This is a genomic window from Halobacillus salinarum, from assembly GCF_022919095.1.
GTDB classification, from domain to species: Bacteria; Bacillota; Bacilli; order Bacillales; family Halobacillaceae; genus Halobacillus_B; species Halobacillus_B salinarum.
In genome coordinates, this window is the sequence record NZ_CP095073.1 from 2,377,786 (window position 1) to 2,394,071 (window position 16,286).

Below are 16,286 nucleotides of genomic sequence, written 5' to 3' on the forward strand. Positions count from 1 at the left end.
ATTAATAACTAATGAGAAGGGAAAACTCCCCTTCTATCATGGCAGCTTAACAATGGAGGATATCGAGAATGGCGAATAAAATAGAGACTTTATCAACGATACGTATTCAGCACTCTGATGATTTGTATAAAGTGGTCGATACGTTGAACCGTACTTTGAAAGAAGAAAATCTAATGTTTGGACTGGCGCTTGATGAAGAGGACAATGATACAGCAGTCTTCACGATTTACCGTACCTAATTGGCTGAAATGGTTCATAGGTACACTCGTTGTACTCATTCTTTTATTTGGATGTTTCTTTATTTGGATGTATGTACAAATTGAGCAGGACCGAACCAGTCAATTTGACCAGGCCAAAAAAATCGCTGTTGAGAAAACAGATTTAACAAAAGTAGAAGAAATCAGTCGTTATAATGGGGCATCAACCGTACATATTGTACGCGGGCAAACGAATAGTTCTACTAAGTTGACGGTGTTTCTCGATGTGAAGGATAAAAAAATAGTAAAGATACTTCCCGAAGATTCAATCATTTCTTTAAGCCAAATGAAACAAAAATGGGCTTCATCCTGCAATGCATGTCAATTAAAAGATATTCAATTAGGATATGAAGAGAGCAAGCCTGTTTATGAGATCACTTATATTGATAACAAGGACAGATATGTTCTGGATTATTACCTTCCTGATGGAAACAAGTTTCAGCAGCGGTTTGCTTTTAAGAGGACAAATTAATGAAATAGAGGAGTGAAGGAAATAATGAAATTAGCTCAGCGCGTACAGTCTTTAACTCCATCAAGTACGCTCGCAATTACAGCAAAAGCCAAAGCACTGAAAGCAGAAGGACATGATGTGATCGGTCTCGGAGCAGGGGAACCTGATTTTAATACCCCCGAGTATATTTTAGAAGCTGCCAAAAGAGCAATGGACGAAGGTAAGACGAAATACACCCCTTCAGGTGGTGTGCCTGAATTAAAAAATGCCATTGTGGCAAAAATGAAGCGGGACTTGGATTTGGAATACACAAATGAACAAGTCATTGTTACCACAGGTGCCAAACATGCTTTGTTTACCTTATTCCAAGTGCTTCTCGACGAAGGTGATGAGGTGATTGTCCCTGCGCCATACTGGGTCAGTTACCCGGAACAAATTAAACTCGCTGAAGGAAAACCTGTATTCGTGCAGGCTCAGGAAGAAAATCGTTTCAAGATCACTCCTGAACAATTAAAACGAGCGATCACACCTAAAACGAAAGCTGTCATTATTAACTCTCCCAGCAATCCTACAGGAATGATGTATTCCAGAGAAGAACTGGAGGCTATTGGTGAAGTATGTGTCGAAAATGACCTCCTCATCGTTTCCGACGAAATCTATGAGAAATTAATTTATTCACAGGAAGCCCATATATCTATGGCGCAGTTATCGGAGCAGCTTTTTGACCAGACCATTATTATTAATGGTGTATCCAAATCACATTCCATGACTGGTTGGAGAATTGGGTATGCAATAGGAAATAAAGAGGTTATCAAAGCAATGACGAACATGGCTTCCCATTCAACTTCGAACCCGACTTCTGTAGCTCAGTATGCGGCCCTGGCCGCTTATACTTCTTCAGAAGAAGAAGTGATCAAGATGAGAGAAGCGTTTAAAGAGCGTTTAGAAGCTCTTTATGGATGGATGACGGAAATTCCAGGAGTAGAATGCGTAAAACCTTCAGGAGCGTTTTATCTTTTTCCTAATGTGAAAGAAGCGGCTGAAATATGCGGGTTTAATAACGTCGATGATTGGGTGAAGACGCTTTTAGAGAAAGAGAAGGTTGCCCTAGTTCCTGGATCTGGTTTCGGCTCCCCGGAAAATGTCCGTTTATCTTACGCTACTTCTCTGGAACAGCTGAAAGAAGCGGCATCTCGCATTCATAAATTTGTCAAAGAGCATCAATTATAACGTACAGCTGGAGGTATGATTGTGAAAACAACGATTTCGGAAGTATCAAAGCACGTAGGAGAAGAAGTAACCATTGGAGCCTGGATCGCTAACAAGCGGTCCAGCGGTAAAATAGCATTTCTTCAATTAAGAGACGGTACCGGTTTTATGCAGGGGATCGTAGTAAAAGCTGAAATTGGGGACGATAAATTCCAACAAGCAAAGGCCCTTACGCAAGAATCTTCTCTCTATGTAACTGGAAAAATTGTAGAAGACACACGATCACCGCTTGGTTTTGAAATGCAAGTCAATGATTTTGAGGTGATCCATGAAGCTGTTGATTATCCCATTACTCCAAAGGAACATGGAACAGAGTTCCTGATGGACCATAGACATTTATGGCTTCGCTCAAGCCGTCAGCATTCGGTTATGAAAATAAGAAACGAAATCATCCGCGCCACCTATGAGTTCTTTAATAGTCAAGGTTATGTAAAAATTGATCCTCCGATTCTTACCGGTTCAAGCGCGGAAGGAACGACGGAGCTGTTCCGTACGAAATACTTTGAAGAGGACGCTTATTTATCTCAAAGTGGCCAGCTGTACATGGAAGCGGCCGCGATGGCGTTCGGGAAAGTTTTTAGTTTTGGACCTACATTTCGTGCTGAAAAGTCAAAAACAAGAAGACACCTGATTGAGTTTTGGATGATTGAACCTGAAATGGCTTTTATGGATCATAATGACAGTCTGGAAGTTCAGGAACAATACGTCAGCCATGTTGTACAAGCCGTGCTTTCTCATTGTAAGATTGAGCTTGACACACTGGGAAGAGATACGTCTAAGTTATCCAAGATTAAAGCACCGTTTCCTAGAATTACGTATGACGAAGCTGTTCAGCTTTTAAAAGAAAAAGGGTTTACAGATATCGAGTGGGGAGAAGATTTCGGGGCTCCACACGAAACAGCCATTGCAGAAAGCTTCGATAAGCCGGTTTTTATCACAAATTATCCGGCAGATATTAAAGCCTTTTACATGAAACCTGATCCTTCACGCCCTGAAGTGGTCCTATGTGCTGATCTGATAGCCCCAGAAGGATATGGTGAAATCATTGGCGGCTCTCAGCGAATTGATGATCTAGAGCTTATGAAGCAGCGTTACGAAGAACATGGCCTTTCTGGTGATGCGTACCAATGGTATTTACAACTTCGCGAATACGGAAGTGTCCCGCACTCCGGTTTCGGTTTGGGATTGGAAAGAACAGTAGCGTGGCTTTCAGGAGTGGAGCACGTTCGTGAAACCATACCGTTCCCGAGGCTTCTCAATCGTCTATATCCATAAATTCAGAAGCCCGTCTAAAAGACACCGATCGTTCCTTAAGAACGTTATCGGTGTTTTTAGGTTCAAAAAACGAGAAAGATTCAACAGGAATATTAGAAATGAGGTGAGAGTATGCCGAAATACCAAAGCTTCCAAACGATTATGAACCACCAAATTCCATTGCCTGCCCAATTACTAACCAGCTATTTAAAGTTAGGAATGGATGAGAAAGAACTGGCCGTTATTCTCCACATCTACCGTTACCAATGGGAGGACAATGCCTTTCCTACACCTGAGGAACTGGCTGAATGTTTATCTTTTTCTAGTCAGGAATGCTCCAAGCTATTAAGGAGTCTTATTCAGAAACAGTTGTTAACTATTGAAGAGCATAAGGAAGAGGACGTTTTGAAAGAGTGTTATTCCCTTGAGCCTCTGTGGGAGCGGCTTTTTACTTATGCTCCTGTCAAAAGCCAAAGCAGCCAGGAATTTGAAGAAAACATTTTTCCTCTTTTTGAGCAGGAATTCGGAAGGCCATTATCCCCTTTCGAGATTGAAAACATCAATATATGGATTGATGAGGAGGAGCAGCCTCCAGTCTTAATAAAAGCAGCCTTGAGAGAAGCTGTATTAATGGGAAAACTAAACTTCAAATACATTGATCGAATTTTGAGAGAATGGAAACGTAAAGGGATTCATACGGTTGAACAAGCGAGACAGCATGGTAAACAATTTCGTCAAGCTCAAGTGAAGCGGACAGCTCAAGAAGAGCCTTCTCAAAAAAGAGATGTTTCTTTGTACTATAATTGGCTGGAAGAGTAAAGGGGGATTGAAATGCTAAATCGCAAGCAGATTCGCTATTGTTTAGATACGTTTCAAGAAATGTTTCCAGATGCAGAGTGTGAGCTTGTTCATAATAATCCGTTCGAATTACTTGTAGCGGTTGTATTATCTGCCCAAGCCACAGATGCTCTTGTGAACAAAGTCACTCCTGGACTCTTTCAAAAATATAAAGGTCCGGAAGATATTTTGGAAGTGACAGTCGAAGAACTTCAAAATGATATCAAATCCATTGGTTTATATCGTAATAAAGCCAAAAATATTAAAAAGCTGTCAAAAACATTAGTGGAGAAATTTAATGGAGTCGTTCCAGAAACGAAAGAGGAGCTGGAGAGTCTTGCTGGAGTTGGAAGGAAAACAGCAAATGTAGTGGCATCCGTTGCATTTCATGTTCCAGCAATAGCAGTAGATACTCATGTTGAACGTGTATCGAAAAGGCTCGGCTTTTGTAGATGGAAGGATTCAGTACTTGAAGTAGAGAGAACATTAATGAGAAAAATCCCAAAAGAGGAATGGAGCGTTTCGCACCACAGGATGATCTTCTTTGGTCGTTATCATTGTAAGGCTAAACGTCCGGAATGTCCGGAATGCCCGTTGTTATTTTTATGCCGCGAAGGACAAAAACGAATGAATAAAATGAACAAAGCAGCAGAAGGGAAGTAAAAAAACCCGCAACGAAGCTCATGTCTTCATTGCGGGTTTTACTTATCTAATTACGCAGCTTCATCAGAGTTCTGCTCCGTAGAGTTGGAATTACTATTATTCTGATTTGATCCATCGTTACTGCCGTTGTCTGAGTTATTTGAGGAGTCATTTTCGTTATTTTCTCCTCCTTGTCCATCCCCCTCGTCAGGGTTCTGCCCTTCATCAGGATTCTGCCCTTCATCAGGATTCTGTCCTTCATCAGGGTTCTGTCCTTCATCCGGGTTCTGCCCCTCATCAGGGTTCTGTCCTTCATCCGGGTTCTGCCCTTCATCAGGGTTCTGTCCTTCATCAGGGTTTTCTTCTTCTCCAGGAAGATCTACCGATACAGAGGCAGGATCACTGCTTTCTGCCGAATCATCGTCGCTTACGGCCGTCACTGTAAACTCATAAGTGGATCCTGGCTGGATCATAGATACATCAAGGCTTTTATCTTTCGTAGTTGTAAGTTCCCGTTGATCTCTTCCATCCACAGAAACGGTAACCCTGAAGGACACCCCTTCTTTATCAGGGTAATCCCATTTCACTTGAATAGAGCCAGAGTCTTCATTGTATTTAGCAGATAAAGACTCGACCGGATTCAGTTTCTGGAATTGGTTTGAAACCTCAGAAGGCATATTATCTACATGGAACAATTCTTTTACAATCTGGCTGTCTGGTGTGTAATCACTTGGCAGTTTAGCAGGGTTTGACCCTTTTTCAACGCCTACCCATTTGACTGTATCAGGCTTTGTAAAGTCTTTTGTATCCTTGCCTTCAGAGATTTGTGACATCACATTTTTAAACAGCTGCTTCGGAATGCCCTGCATGCCTGATGTTAAATTCTCGTCTGGATCACTGTATCCTGTCCAAATGGAAACGGAATAATTCGTCGTATAACCATCAAACCATGAATCCGGAGTAACAGTGCTGCCACCGGAAGCGTCTCTGTTAGTAGTTCCGGTTTTACCTGCAACAGGAAGACCCGAGATATTTGCACTCGTCCCTGTACCTTCTGACATGACCGTTTTTAACATCGAAGTAATCATGTAGGCAGTGTAACTATTCATAGCAGAATGGGGTTCTGGTTTTAAACTGTGACTCTCGCCGTTTACTTCAACCTTTCTAACCGAATAAGGTTCATTGTAAACTCCTTCATTCCCAAAGGCTGCATAGGTAGCTGACATTTGAAGGGGAGACACTCCTGTTCCAGAACCTCCAATAGCGTCTGATAGACGAATAGTATCATCTTTAAAATTAATACCTAAGCCTTCGGCAAACTTTTTGGAACGATCAAGTCCAATCTCGTTCAGTGTTTTGACTGCAGGTACGTTTAAAGAACGGCTGAGTGCATAGCGGGCGCTTACCCATCCGTAGTGCTGGCCGTTATAGTTCTCAGGCTTATAGCCGTTTATATCAATCTCTTCGTCATTGATTTGGTGATAAGTGGACCATTTTTCATTTTGAATAGCAGGTCCGTAAGCAGTAATCGGTTTAAAGGTGGAACCGGGCTGGCGTTTTATATCTGTTCCGAAATTATAGTTTCCTTCTTTATAATTTCTGCCGCCTCCTATGGCTCGAATCGCCCCCGTCTGAGTGTCAGTTACCGCGATTCCAGATTGTAAATTTTCATCCGGCCATGAAATTGGTCCTTCGTTACTCAAGGATTGCTGAACAATTTGCTGAGCTTTAGGGTCAAGCGTCGTATAGATTTTCAGTCCATCTTTATAAATGTCTGCGCCATCCATTTTTTGTTTAACTTCTTTTTCAACTCGATCGATGAATGCTTTATAAGGCGTATCTTTTTCCTTGTTCTGCTTCACTAGCAAATCTTCAATCTTCGTTTTCTTTGCCTTATCCGCTTCTTTTTGTGAGATCTTGCCATGTTGAACCATAAGACTAAGTACGGTGTTCATCCGTTTCTTTGCAAGGTCCGGGTGCTTCGTTGGGTCATAGCCGGATGGACGTTGAGGAAGTCCGGCCAATAGAGCTGCTTGTGGAAGTGTCAGTTTTTTCAGTTCATCAACGCCAAAATAAGTTTTGGCTGCCTCTGAAACACCGTAAGCACCTGAGCCATAATAAATCTTGTTTAAGTACATTTCCAATATCCGTTCTTTGGAATAATCCTGATCCAATTTAATGGCGAGGTACTGCTCCTGCACTTTTCTTTCTAGAGTTTTCTTATCAGTGAGAAAGGATTTTTTTACAACCTGCTGGGTAATCGTACTGGCTCCTTCTGCACCGAATCCACCTGTGATGTTTGCCCAAACGGCTGCTAATATTCTTTTAAAATCAATCCCCATGTGGGAAAAGAACCGCGAATCCTCTGTAGCAATAACGGCATCAACGAGAACAGGCGGCAGATCATTATAAGTGACTTTTGTTCTGCGTTCGGCACCTGCTAAGTCAGTGATGAGATTGTCATTCATATCATATACTTTTGATGAAAACGGATCGGATAATTGCGATTCATCCAAAGCGGGGGCGGTTGAAATATAATAAGCAAATAAACTTCCTACCCCTATAAAGAGGACGAGTCCTATAGTTATCAAGATCATCATTATTTTTTTAAATTTAGATCCACTTTTGCCTTTTTTAGAGCTATTCATTTGTTTCCTTCTCGCTGTACGAGACTGGCTGTCGTTTGCCATTTACATTTCCTCCAATTCAGAAATAGAGCTTATCCAATACAGACGCATAATTGACTCGCGCCTGGAAATGGAAGGGGATTAAGTGTCCTTCTTCACAAATGTATGAATAAGGTATGGATTTACGTCCCCCTTGAAATTGGTCGTCCCAGAATGTGAAAAGTTTCGTTCCTTCCAGAAAGTATATTTCTTCCAGGGGAGTAAACTTAATAATCAAGAAGCATACTCCTCCATGCTGAAGGACGGCTTTCATGTGGTCAATCTGGTGCTGATGAATATTGCTTAAAGGAAAAGAATTCTTATTTCTCGTTTCCTTCGCCTCAAAATCCACATACAACCCTCGGTAAACTCCATTAAAGTCTGTCGTGGAAGCCTGCTTAAAATAGGCTTCCTTAATCACAGCTGCACTTCTTTTCGGGTAATCCACATTGACGATTTGCACGGGTGTCGGCTTTTTATGAACGACCGCCATTTTTGCTTGTAAATAATAGTCGTTAGTAGCCATAATATCATCTTCCAGTGACATTCCCCGGTTACCATATCCTGAACTTGTCGGTTTGTTTTTCGCGGGAAAGTGCTTTTGCACTTCTTTCCTTCCATTGGGATAGTTCATTCATCATCCCTCCCTGTTGCCATGAGAGTATCATACCAAAAAATTAGCGCTAAAGATAATATAAAATCATCCTCTAATAAAACGAAAGAAAAGGTGGAAAGGTTTCATTTTATTATAGTACGATACCCATTTGATGACCAGAATAACAAAAAACAAACAGATTTATATCCATTGTCTTTATATCCATTGTCATGTCTATTTATGTATTCGAAAAAGCAGCGTTTTTTAAGGGGTTATTTAAATGCCCGCAGCAAATAGAAATGCTGCGGGCAATGAGGTTAAGTTGCTGGTCTGTCTTCACCGGCTAATTTAGGATTATCTGTTTTAGCTGGAGCTGGTTTTTTAGCTTTTGGCTGTTTCTTTTTCTTAGGCATCTAAATTCTCCTTTGTCGAAGCTACAACTTTTTTTTGACTTGTTTTGTAGCTTTGCTTCTAGTCTTGTCAAGCATAAAGGAGTTATGCATGCCAAGGAGAATATAGGCTATAACAAGCTTTAGGAGGAGATGTCTAATGGCTAAAAGTCCTGTTGTAAACTCTGCTGAGTTTGAAGAACAGCTGATACGGCTGAGAGAAAAATTTTCATTATTGGAACGGAGTCTCTCCTTAAAGGCAGATGAGATTGTGTTTACTATGGCCGTTTCTCATAGGAAAGAAATTGACCAGCTTAAAGAAGAAGTGATTCACTTGCAGGAGCAGTTAAAAAAAGTGAAACAAGACCAAAAATCTTCGTATATTAAGAAAGTGTCCCAGCTTGCCAAAAATCGTTCTGTCGTTTAATTATTGATTGTGTTTGGCTGTCCGTGGTAGGGTTAAGAAAAAAGGTGTGAGGCTTGTGATGTTAGAAGAAAATACGCAGCAGCTTAAACAACTTATTGATCGTCTTCACGAGCAATTCATTAATACAACTGGCCCCATTGATAAAAAAGACCATGAATTTTTTGAGCGGGTAAAAAGTGAAACGAAGCCTTATTTTGAATGGAATCAAACGTGGAGAGAGCAGGCGGAGGAATTCGTAAAGGCCCGTGATGTGCGCGTTCATCCTAATCAGATAAAATCCACTCATGAAAATATTGAAATGCTTATTTTACACAGCTATTATCTTGATGTACAAAGGAAACGATATAAGGAGCTGTTCCAATCCGCGCACTATGTGCTGGACATGATCCTAGCTGATCTCAATCGGATGACGGATTAATGGGATGGCCGCCTCTCTTTTAAAAGAGGGGCTCTTTTATTGAAATCGCTTTACAAATAATGCGGACTCTTTTATAATTGTCTTCCCTAGTACAAGGAGGTCAACGAAATGAAAAAAGAACAGTTGGTTAAAGAGGCAGAAAAAATAAGGAAACAAGCATATACTCCGTATTCAAAATTCAAAGTTGGGGCGGCTCTCCTTACTAAAGAAGGGAAGCTGTTTACTGGCTGTAATATAGAAAATGCAGCTTATCCTGTTACTTGCTGTGCTGAGAGAGTGGCAATCTTTAAAGCGATATCAGACGGTTGTTATGATTTTAAGGAAATAGCTGTGGTAGCGGATACGGAACGTCCTGTACCTCCATGTGGTTCATGCCGTCAAGTCATGAGCGAGTTTTTTGACCAGGATGTTGAGATCCACGCTTCCAACCTTAAAGGAGAGCTCAAAACGATGACAATGCAAGAGCTGCTGCCGTTTTCTTTTGCAGCGTCCGATTTAAAAGAAGATTCTTAACTACATATATACAACTGCTTGTAGGGAAATCGTTGTTTTCTACAAGTTTTTTATTGGTGTTTTTTGTGTAATGGTGTTCTTCAATAGTTCCAGGAGCTGTAATTTAGCTTTTTGGAAACCATCCTTTCTTTTCTTTTTTCCTGAATTTTATACGGGTAGAAGCTTTTTATAGCTGGATATAATGATATCGCCTAGTACATCCTCTCCCGCTGCAACATAGGCTGTTAAGGAATAAATTAAAAGGAGTGGACTTTTCTCATGTACCATCATATGAGTGACCCATGCGGATGCCGCAGGGAACCGATTGTTTGCCCTGTTCAGCATTGTGTATTGGATAATTACTTTGTTGAGAACCAAGATTATATTCATCCTACTCATGTATCCATTAGAAACCATCATCTTTTGAATAATTTTAATTACTTTCCTGTTACAGCTTCAGAAGAAAATAACTTCCAAGTTCAATCTTATAACATGCCTCAGGGAGAATTACCTGAAGGATTTGATTGGATGGGTAGTATGCCACAAGGAGCAATGGGGCAAATGCCAGAAGGCATGCAGATGCCACAGGGAATGCAGATGCCACAGGGAATGCAGATGCCACAGGGAATGCAGATGCCACAGGGAATGCAGATGCCACAGGGAATGCAGATGCCACAGGGAATGCAGATGCCGCAGGGAATGCAGATGCCGCAGGGAATGCAGATGCCACAAGGAATGTAGTTACAGGAAGGCTAATGAGGAAACTGTAAACGAATATGCCACCGGCCACTTCTATCCGGATAGGAAGTGGCTATTTTTATAATCGAAAAATTTTAGATTTTGCCTATTCTCATCATATACAATGGAAGCTGGAGAGTGATAAAGTGAAAACTATTGTAATAACAGGTTATAAACCAATGGAGATGGGAATATTTAAGTATGACGATCCTAAAATTGATTTTATTAAGAAAACAATTATGAAAAAACTAGTTTCCTTATTGGAAGAGGGTTTGGAATGGGTACTCATTTCTGCTCAGATGGGTGTTGAAATTTGGGCAGGACAAGCCGTATTGGATTTACAGAAGGACTATGATGTGCATCTAGGAGTCCTTCCACCCTTTGAAAATCAGCACGAACGATGGCCGGAGGCTTGGAAAGAAGCTTATGAAGAATTAACCATGGTGGCAGATTTTTATCAGCCTATCTATAATAGTGGTTATGAAGGACCCTTTCAGTTTAAAGCTAAAGATAAATTTTTAGTTGCACATTCACAAGGGTGCCTGGTCCTTTTTGATGAAGAAACAAAAGGAAGCCCCGAATACTTTCTTAAAGAAGCTGAAAACCAAAGGCAAACGAAGGAATACCCTGTTCTTTACATAACCCCGCTGGATCTTGAGGAAACTGTAGAAGAAATCCGTATGAGCGATTCTGATTATTTTAATCAATAAAATAATCAACTGCTTGAGGTGGATTGAAAATTGACATTTCAGCCAGGTTTTGAAAAAATATAACTAATGTGTGAAACAGAGGTGATGAAATTGAGTTTAATAAATACGAATTTAAATGGTAAAGATATATTGGAAAAAGATTTTAAGACATCTATGCGAGGGTATAATCAGGAAGAAGTCGATGAATATTTGGATTTGATTATTCAGGATTATGAAAAATTAACTCATGAAATAGAACGATTACAGCAGGAAAACGATCGATTAAAACGTCAGCCTGCGAGAGATACTTCTTCTCGGACTAAACAGCCTGCAGCATCTAATGGACAGGTCAATTATGATATTTTGAAAAGGGTATCCAATTTAGAAAAAGCCGTTTTTGGTAAGAAATACGTGGAATAATTCAATTGTAAAATGTTTCATGCTGACAAATTACTTTAGTTCTGTTATAATTTACTTCTGTGCGTAATGCACTAAATTATTTAATACCAGTATTTGAATACTCGGGTAATCGCTGTATGGTGTAAAGCTGTACAGAGGAAAGTCCATGCTCGCACAAACTGAGATGTTTGTAGTGTTCGTGCCTGACGAAACCATAAGTCAGGGTAGTCAATAGACTAACGGCAGGGAAAGTACCTAAGTCCTTGATTGGATAAGGTATAAATACCTTGAAAGTGCCACAGTGACGTAGTCAAAACAGAAATGTTTTGGGTGGAACGAGGTAAACCCCTCGAGCGAGCAACCCAAATTAAGGTAGGGGCACTCTTTGACGGGAATTCAACCAGTAAAGAGGCTGATTCATCAGCAGATAGATGATTACCACCGGAGTACGAGGTTGACCGCCGCTTGTAGTACGATGGAACAGAACATGGCTTACAGAGTATTCAAAGGTCGTATTGCAAACAGAGACACCCTTCTGAAAAGCCATAAGCTTTTTAGAAGGGTTTTTTGATACATAGGGAGGTTATGTGGGATGTCTCAGCAAGTGACATTGATCGCAACAGCTGCTATGGGAATTGAAGCAAGTGTTGCAAGAGAAGTCAAAGCATTGGGTTACCAGGATGTGCAAGTCGAAAATGGAAGAGTAGTGTTTACGGCAGATGCTTCAGCTATTCCTAGAGCCAATCTGTGGCTGAGGACCGCAGATAGGATAAAGCTCCAGGTGGGAAGGTTCAAAGCGTTTACGTTTGATGAACTGTTTGAAAAAACAAAAGCCCTGCCGTGGGAGCTTTTTATTTCTGAAGACGGGCAGTTTCCTGTAGTCGGAAAATCCATCAAATCAAAGCTTTACAGTGTGCCAGACTGTCAGGCGATTGTAAAAAAAGCAATTGTCGAAAGACTCAAAAAGAAATACGGAATTGCGTCCTGGCTAAAAGAAACAGGAGCTTTATATCGAGTGGAAGTAGCTCTGCACAAAGATGAAGTATTGCTGACCCTCGACACATCAGGGAGCGGACTACATAAAAGAGGATATCGCGTGGGTCAGGGGGAGGCACCATTAAAGGAAACGTTAGCTGCTGCTTTAGTTCAATTTACTAATTGGAAGCCTGACCATCCCTTTATAGATGTGTTTTGCGGTTCCGGGACTATTGCGATTGAGGCTGCACTAATTGGACAGAACATTGCTCCAGGCTTTAACAGGGAGTTTGCTTCAGAAAATTGGTCGTTTATTCCTCAGCCGGATTGGGAGCGGGCATTTGAAGAAGCAGAAGATTTCGCAAAATACGACCAGCCTCTTGATATCACAGGATCTGATATTGATCCAGAATTAATTAATATCGCGAAGCAGAATGCTGTAGAAGCGGGGCTCGGTGATTTAATAACGTGGAAGCAGATGCGGATGACCGATTTTAAACCGAAGCGGAAAAATGGGTACTTAATTTCCAACCCCCCATATGGAGAAAGAATGGGCGAACGAAAAGAAGTGGAGCAAATGTACCGTGATTTAGGAGCAATGATGAGGGACTTTCCTTCATGGAGTGTCTACATCCTTACTTCCCATGAGCAATTTGAGCAATTGTATGGCAGCCAAGCTTCTAAAAAGCGCAAGCTGTTTAATGGATTTATTAAAACAGACTATTATCAGTATTTTGGCAGACACGAGTAAAAAATGGAGTTAGGATGATGAGATGAAGGAACAAGAGCGTTATATGGATTTACTCAAAGAACAGATGGCCTACAAGGAAGCTATCGGGTTAATGGCCTGGGATATGAGGACGAAAGCTCCAATTAAGGGTATGGACAACCGGGCTGAGGTAATCGGAGTACTATCTCAAAAGGTTCACCAGTTGCAAACGTCTGAAGAAATGAAGCATTTAATTGAGTCATTAAAAGGACGATTTCCTGATTCAGTGACTGAAAAAGCACTTCTGGAATCAGAAGAAGATTTTGAACGGACGTCAAAAATCCCTATAGAGGAATACCGGGATTATGTAACACTTCAGTCAAAGGCTGAAGCAGTATGGGGAAAAGCGAAAGATGAAAGTGATTTTGCTAGTTTTCAGCCTTATTTGGAAAAACTAGTGGAATATAATCAAACGTTTGCGGAATATTGGGGCTATAAAAACCACCCGTATGATGCACTTCTCCACAATTATGAGCCTGGAATAACTGTGAAGAAATTAGATCAAGTATTCCCGGATTTGAAAGCAGCTTTAACTGAGCTATTAAATAAAATAAAGAAAGCAGATGAACAGCCGGATCCTTCAATATTAAGAGGTCATTTTCCGAAAGAACAACAAGCCAAATTCAGTAAAGAAATTCTGGCAAGAATGGGGTATGACTTTGAAGCAGGCAGGCTTGATGAAACGGTCCACCCCTTTGCTATCGGGTTGAATGTGAATGATGTACGTGTTACGACCAAATATGATGAAGAAGATTTTAGAACGGCTGTATTTGGCACCATTCACGAAGGAGGACATGCTCTATATGAGCAGAATATTTCTCCAGAGCTTTCTTTTACTCCGTTAGCAACCGGGACTTCTATGGGGATCCATGAATCACAGTCGTTGTTTTGGGAAAACTTTGTTGCAAGAAGTGAATCGTTTTGGCAGAACCACTATCATTTATTCCAAAAATACGCTCCTGCGCATTTTAAAGATGTGCCTCTTACTGATTTTTTTAAAGCGGTCAATGAAGTAAAACCTTCTTACATTCGTATTGAAGCTGACGAGCTGACTTATTGTCTCCACATAATGATTCGCTATGAATTAGAAAAAGCATTGATTAGTGGCGAAATAAAAGTCAAAGACCTTCCTTTATTATGGAATGAAAAAATGAGAGATTACTTAGGCATCACGCCTAGAAACGATGCTGAGGGAGTTCTACAGGATATCCACTGGGCAGGAGGGGATTTCGGTTATTTTCCTTCCTACGCGCTAGGATATATGTATGCAGCTCAATTTAATGCTTCCATACGGAAGGAACTTGATGTCGACCGCATCATTCAGGCCGGGGAATTTAACCGTATTAAACAGTGGCTTGCTTCCAACATCCATCGATATGGAAAAATGAAAAAGCCGCTAGAGATTCTTGAGGATGTCACAAAGGAACGATTAAATCCTAAGTATTTGGTTGATTACCTTTCTCAAAAATATCAGCATATTTATAAGTTTTGAGTAAGGAAATTTGATTGAGAAATGATTAATGGCTGTCAGGACAAAGAGTCCCGGCAGCCATTACATTCTAATCATTGTTTACTTATTAGGAGAATTCTTTCATCATATCAGGCGGGTTAAGGCCGACATCTTCATAGATTTTTCCTAAAGTATCATTGAATTCAGTAAATTTTTCTTCTGCTTTAGAAAGGTCTGCATCTTTCAATCCGTTGTTAAGAGCTTCAGCAACACCTTCATAGTAAGCTTGTAAAGAAGGCAGTGCTTCTTCATAAGTAGAGATAGCTTCATCGGAAAGATCTGCTTTTACTTCGTAGTTTTCGGCTTCCTTAGCTGCATCTTGGGCTGCTTTCTTTGCTTCTTCCCCAGTGGATTTTATTTGTTCCTCGTCAGGTTCTTCAGCAGCTACTGCACTTTGGTAAGCCGAGATTTTACTTTGATAAGGATGGAAAGTATCCTTCAGGTTCATTTGTGCATTTAGAACTTCTTTTTTCATAGCTTGCTCGTCGTTACTTTTGTCTGATGTTTCTTCTGATTGGGAATCTCCGTTTGTATTTCCCTCATCAGAACTGCTGCATCCAGCTGCAATAAGTGCAGAGGTCAGACCTAACGCAATTAGCCATTTTTTCATATGTAAAAACCCCCATTTTCTTTAATCATGTATAGTGTAAAGGCATTATTAGAAAATGTAAAGAATTAGCAAAAATGTTATAATATACTGAAAATTCATTTATTAATTGAACTTAGGAGGTCCGGGATGTATCTGCCCAGTTTTTCACTTAAGAATAAACTAGCCGTCATTACAGGAGGAACGAAGGGGATTGGCAAGGCTATTACGATGGCGTTTGCTGAATCAGGTGCAGATGTCTTCATTATTGCAAGAAATGAAGATGACTTGAATGCTGTTCAGCAGGAAGTTGTGATGCTTGGCCAACAGGCATATTGTATCTGCGGTGATATCAATAAGCACGAGTGGATCATCGAACAAGTGGAAAAGAGGAGGGAAGGACGGCCAATCGACATTTGGGTGAATAATGCGGGGATGAATATTCGCAGTGAAGCTCAAGAAGTTAGTGAAGCTGAATGGGAACAGATTGTTTCAACGAATATGAAAAGTGCCTTCTTTCTTTCTCAATACGCAGGGAAGGTGATGATGGAAAATGGAGGTGGAAAAATTATTAACATTTCCTCTGTTGGCGGACATACAGCTCTTCGAACAGGAGTCGTATATGCAATGACGAAGAGCGCCCTGATCCAAATGACTAAAAACCTTGCGTTAGAATGGGGCAAGCATCAAATTAATGTGAATGCAATTGGGCCATGGTATTTTCCTACCGCTCTGACAGAGAAACTGCTGCAGGATGAAGAATATGTCAATGAGATCATTGAACGGACACCATTAAAAAGAATTGGCAGATTACAAGAGCTGGCTGGAGCAGCCGTCTTTTTAGCATCTGAGGCAGGTGACTATATGACAGGGCAGACTCTATTTGTAGATGGAGGAATGACCATTTATGGATTTTAATCCAA

The 16,286-nt window shown here is 40.7% G+C and carries 18 protein-coding genes and 1 other RNA gene; 16 read left to right on the plus strand and 3 right to left on the minus strand.

Translation table 11 applies throughout. The features are described 5' to 3' along the window. Positions 1-68 precede the first annotated feature (68 nt). The 6 genes from MUN89_RS12235 (at position 69) to nth (ending at position 4,731) form a co-directional block, all read left to right on the plus strand. Positions 69-239: a YpmA family protein gene (locus MUN89_RS12235; RefSeq protein WP_244708096.1), complete on the plus strand. Its 171-nt coding sequence runs from the start codon at positions 69-71 to the stop codon at positions 237-239. After that, positions 193-729, plus strand: coding sequence for a cell wall elongation regulator TseB-like domain-containing protein (locus MUN89_RS12240; protein ID WP_244708097.1), 537 nt, complete (start codon positions 193-195; stop codon positions 727-729). The genes MUN89_RS12235 and MUN89_RS12240 overlap by 47 nt, the downstream gene beginning before the upstream one ends. 24 nt (positions 730-753) lie before the next feature. Beyond that, positions 754-1,938, plus strand: coding sequence for a pyridoxal phosphate-dependent aminotransferase (locus MUN89_RS12245; RefSeq protein WP_244708099.1), 1,185 nt, complete (start codon positions 754-756; stop codon positions 1,936-1,938). 21 nt (positions 1,939-1,959) lie between these two features. Continuing rightward, positions 1,960-3,252 (plus strand): asparagine--tRNA ligase, encoded by a 1,293-nt coding sequence (gene asnS, locus MUN89_RS12250; protein WP_244708101.1) that lies wholly within the window; start codon positions 1,960-1,962, stop codon positions 3,250-3,252. Between the two features lie 111 nt (positions 3,253-3,363). Further along, positions 3,364-4,050, plus strand: a complete 687-nt coding sequence (locus tag MUN89_RS12255) for a DnaD domain-containing protein (RefSeq protein ID WP_244708102.1) — start codon at positions 3,364-3,366, stop codon at positions 4,048-4,050. Between the two features lie 12 nt (positions 4,051-4,062). Further along, positions 4,063-4,731 carry an endonuclease III gene (gene nth, locus MUN89_RS12260; protein WP_244708104.1) on the plus strand — a complete coding sequence of 223 codons (669 nt, stop codon included), beginning with the start codon at positions 4,063-4,065 and terminating at the stop codon, positions 4,729-4,731. Between the two features lie 50 nt (positions 4,732-4,781). Here nth and MUN89_RS12265 read toward each other — a convergent pair whose 3' ends face one another. After that, positions 4,782-7,400 carry a PBP1A family penicillin-binding protein gene (locus MUN89_RS12265; RefSeq protein ID WP_244708105.1) on the minus strand — a complete coding sequence of 873 codons (2,619 nt, stop codon included), beginning with the start codon at positions 7,398-7,400 and terminating at the stop codon, positions 4,782-4,784. Positions 7,401-7,416: 16 nt separating this feature from the next. Then, on the minus strand, positions 7,417-8,010 hold the full coding sequence (gene recU, locus MUN89_RS12270) for a Holliday junction resolvase RecU (RefSeq protein WP_244708106.1): 594 nt from the start codon (positions 8,008-8,010) through the stop codon (positions 7,417-7,419). Between the two features lie 510 nt (positions 8,011-8,520). Between recU and MUN89_RS12275 the strand changes: the two genes are divergently transcribed. From MUN89_RS12275 to MUN89_RS12315, 9 genes are all read left to right on the plus strand, one after another. After that, the gene (locus MUN89_RS12275; protein ID WP_244708107.1) at positions 8,521-8,787 is read left to right on the plus strand and encodes a hypothetical protein; all 267 of its coding nucleotides are present in this window, start codon (positions 8,521-8,523) and stop codon (positions 8,785-8,787) included. A 58-nt stretch (positions 8,788-8,845) separates the two neighbouring features. Beyond that, the gene (locus MUN89_RS12280; RefSeq protein ID WP_244713756.1) at positions 8,846-9,205 is read left to right on the plus strand and encodes a DUF1798 family protein; all 360 of its coding nucleotides are present in this window, start codon (positions 8,846-8,848) and stop codon (positions 9,203-9,205) included. A 108-nt stretch (positions 9,206-9,313) separates the two neighbouring features. Continuing rightward, entirely contained in the window at positions 9,314-9,718 is a 405-nt protein-coding gene (gene cdd, locus MUN89_RS12285) for a cytidine deaminase (protein WP_244708108.1), read from the plus strand. Positions 9,719-9,988: 270 nt separating this feature from the next. Continuing rightward, the gene (locus MUN89_RS12290; RefSeq protein ID WP_256464030.1) at positions 9,989-10,438 is read left to right on the plus strand and encodes a CotD family spore coat protein; all 450 of its coding nucleotides are present in this window, start codon (positions 9,989-9,991) and stop codon (positions 10,436-10,438) included. Positions 10,439-10,581: 143 nt separating this feature from the next. Beyond that, on the plus strand, positions 10,582-11,145 hold the full coding sequence (locus MUN89_RS12295; protein WP_244708110.1) for an SLOG family protein: 564 nt from the start codon (positions 10,582-10,584) through the stop codon (positions 11,143-11,145). Between the two features lie 84 nt (positions 11,146-11,229). After that, the gene (gpsB, locus tag MUN89_RS12300) at positions 11,230-11,544 is read left to right on the plus strand and encodes a cell division regulator GpsB (protein ID WP_244713758.1); all 315 of its coding nucleotides are present in this window, start codon (positions 11,230-11,232) and stop codon (positions 11,542-11,544) included. Positions 11,545-11,641: 97 nt separating this feature from the next. Beyond that, an RNA gene (gene rnpB, locus MUN89_RS12305) (RNase P RNA component class B) lies at positions 11,642-12,023 on the plus strand. Positions 12,024-12,115: 92 nt separating this feature from the next. Beyond that, positions 12,116-13,249, plus strand: coding sequence for a THUMP domain-containing class I SAM-dependent RNA methyltransferase (locus MUN89_RS12310; RefSeq protein WP_244708111.1), 1,134 nt, complete (start codon positions 12,116-12,118; stop codon positions 13,247-13,249). Between the two features lie 22 nt (positions 13,250-13,271). Next, complete coding sequence (locus MUN89_RS12315) at positions 13,272-14,759, plus strand: carboxypeptidase M32 (protein WP_244708112.1); 1,488 nt, start codon at positions 13,272-13,274, stop codon at positions 14,757-14,759. A gap of 85 nt (positions 14,760-14,844) precedes the next feature. Here MUN89_RS12315 and MUN89_RS12320 read toward each other — a convergent pair whose 3' ends face one another. Then, on the minus strand, positions 14,845-15,387 hold the full coding sequence (locus tag MUN89_RS12320; RefSeq protein ID WP_244708113.1) for a hypothetical protein: 543 nt from the start codon (positions 15,385-15,387) through the stop codon (positions 14,845-14,847). A gap of 126 nt (positions 15,388-15,513) precedes the next feature. Here MUN89_RS12320 and MUN89_RS12325 point away from each other — a divergent pair, with 126 nt between their 5' ends. After that, complete coding sequence (locus MUN89_RS12325) at positions 15,514-16,281, plus strand: SDR family NAD(P)-dependent oxidoreductase (protein WP_244708114.1); 768 nt, start codon at positions 15,514-15,516, stop codon at positions 16,279-16,281. Positions 16,282-16,286: the final 5 nt, after the last annotated feature.

Bases quoted from the DNA above. Each gene is read 5' to 3' on its own strand.
- MUN89_RS12235 (WP_244708096.1), top strand. From the start codon at position 69: ATGGCGAATAAAATAGAGACTTTATCAACGATACGTATTCAGCACTCT.
- MUN89_RS12240 (WP_244708097.1), top strand. From the start codon at position 193: ATGAAGAGGACAATGATACAGCAGTCTTCACGATTTACCGTACCTAAT.
- MUN89_RS12245 (WP_244708099.1), top strand. From the start codon at position 754: ATGAAATTAGCTCAGCGCGTACAGTCTTTAACTCCATCAAGTACGCTC.
- MUN89_RS12255 (WP_244708102.1), top strand. From the start codon at position 3,364: ATGCCGAAATACCAAAGCTTCCAAACGATTATGAACCACCAAATTCCA.
- nth (WP_244708104.1), top strand. From the start codon at position 4,063: ATGCTAAATCGCAAGCAGATTCGCTATTGTTTAGATACGTTTCAAGAA.
- MUN89_RS12265 (WP_244708105.1), bottom strand. From the start codon at position 7,400: ATGGCAAACGACAGCCAGTCTCGTACAGCGAGAAGGAAACAAATGAAT.
- recU (WP_244708106.1), bottom strand. From the start codon at position 8,010: ATGAACTATCCCAATGGAAGGAAAGAAGTGCAAAAGCACTTTCCCGCG.
- MUN89_RS12275 (WP_244708107.1), top strand. From the start codon at position 8,521: ATGGCTAAAAGTCCTGTTGTAAACTCTGCTGAGTTTGAAGAACAGCTG.
- MUN89_RS12280 (WP_244713756.1), top strand. From the start codon at position 8,846: ATGTTAGAAGAAAATACGCAGCAGCTTAAACAACTTATTGATCGTCTT.
- cdd (WP_244708108.1), top strand. From the start codon at position 9,314: ATGAAAAAAGAACAGTTGGTTAAAGAGGCAGAAAAAATAAGGAAACAA.
- MUN89_RS12290 (WP_256464030.1), top strand. From the start codon at position 9,989: ATGAGTGACCCATGCGGATGCCGCAGGGAACCGATTGTTTGCCCTGTT.
- gpsB (WP_244713758.1), top strand. From the start codon at position 11,230: ATGAAATTGAGTTTAATAAATACGAATTTAAATGGTAAAGATATATTG.
- MUN89_RS12310 (WP_244708111.1), top strand. From the start codon at position 12,116: ATGTCTCAGCAAGTGACATTGATCGCAACAGCTGCTATGGGAATTGAA.
- MUN89_RS12315 (WP_244708112.1), top strand. From the start codon at position 13,272: ATGAAGGAACAAGAGCGTTATATGGATTTACTCAAAGAACAGATGGCC.
- MUN89_RS12320 (WP_244708113.1), bottom strand. From the start codon at position 15,387: ATGAAAAAATGGCTAATTGCGTTAGGTCTGACCTCTGCACTTATTGCA.
- MUN89_RS12325 (WP_244708114.1), top strand. From the start codon at position 15,514: ATGTATCTGCCCAGTTTTTCACTTAAGAATAAACTAGCCGTCATTACA.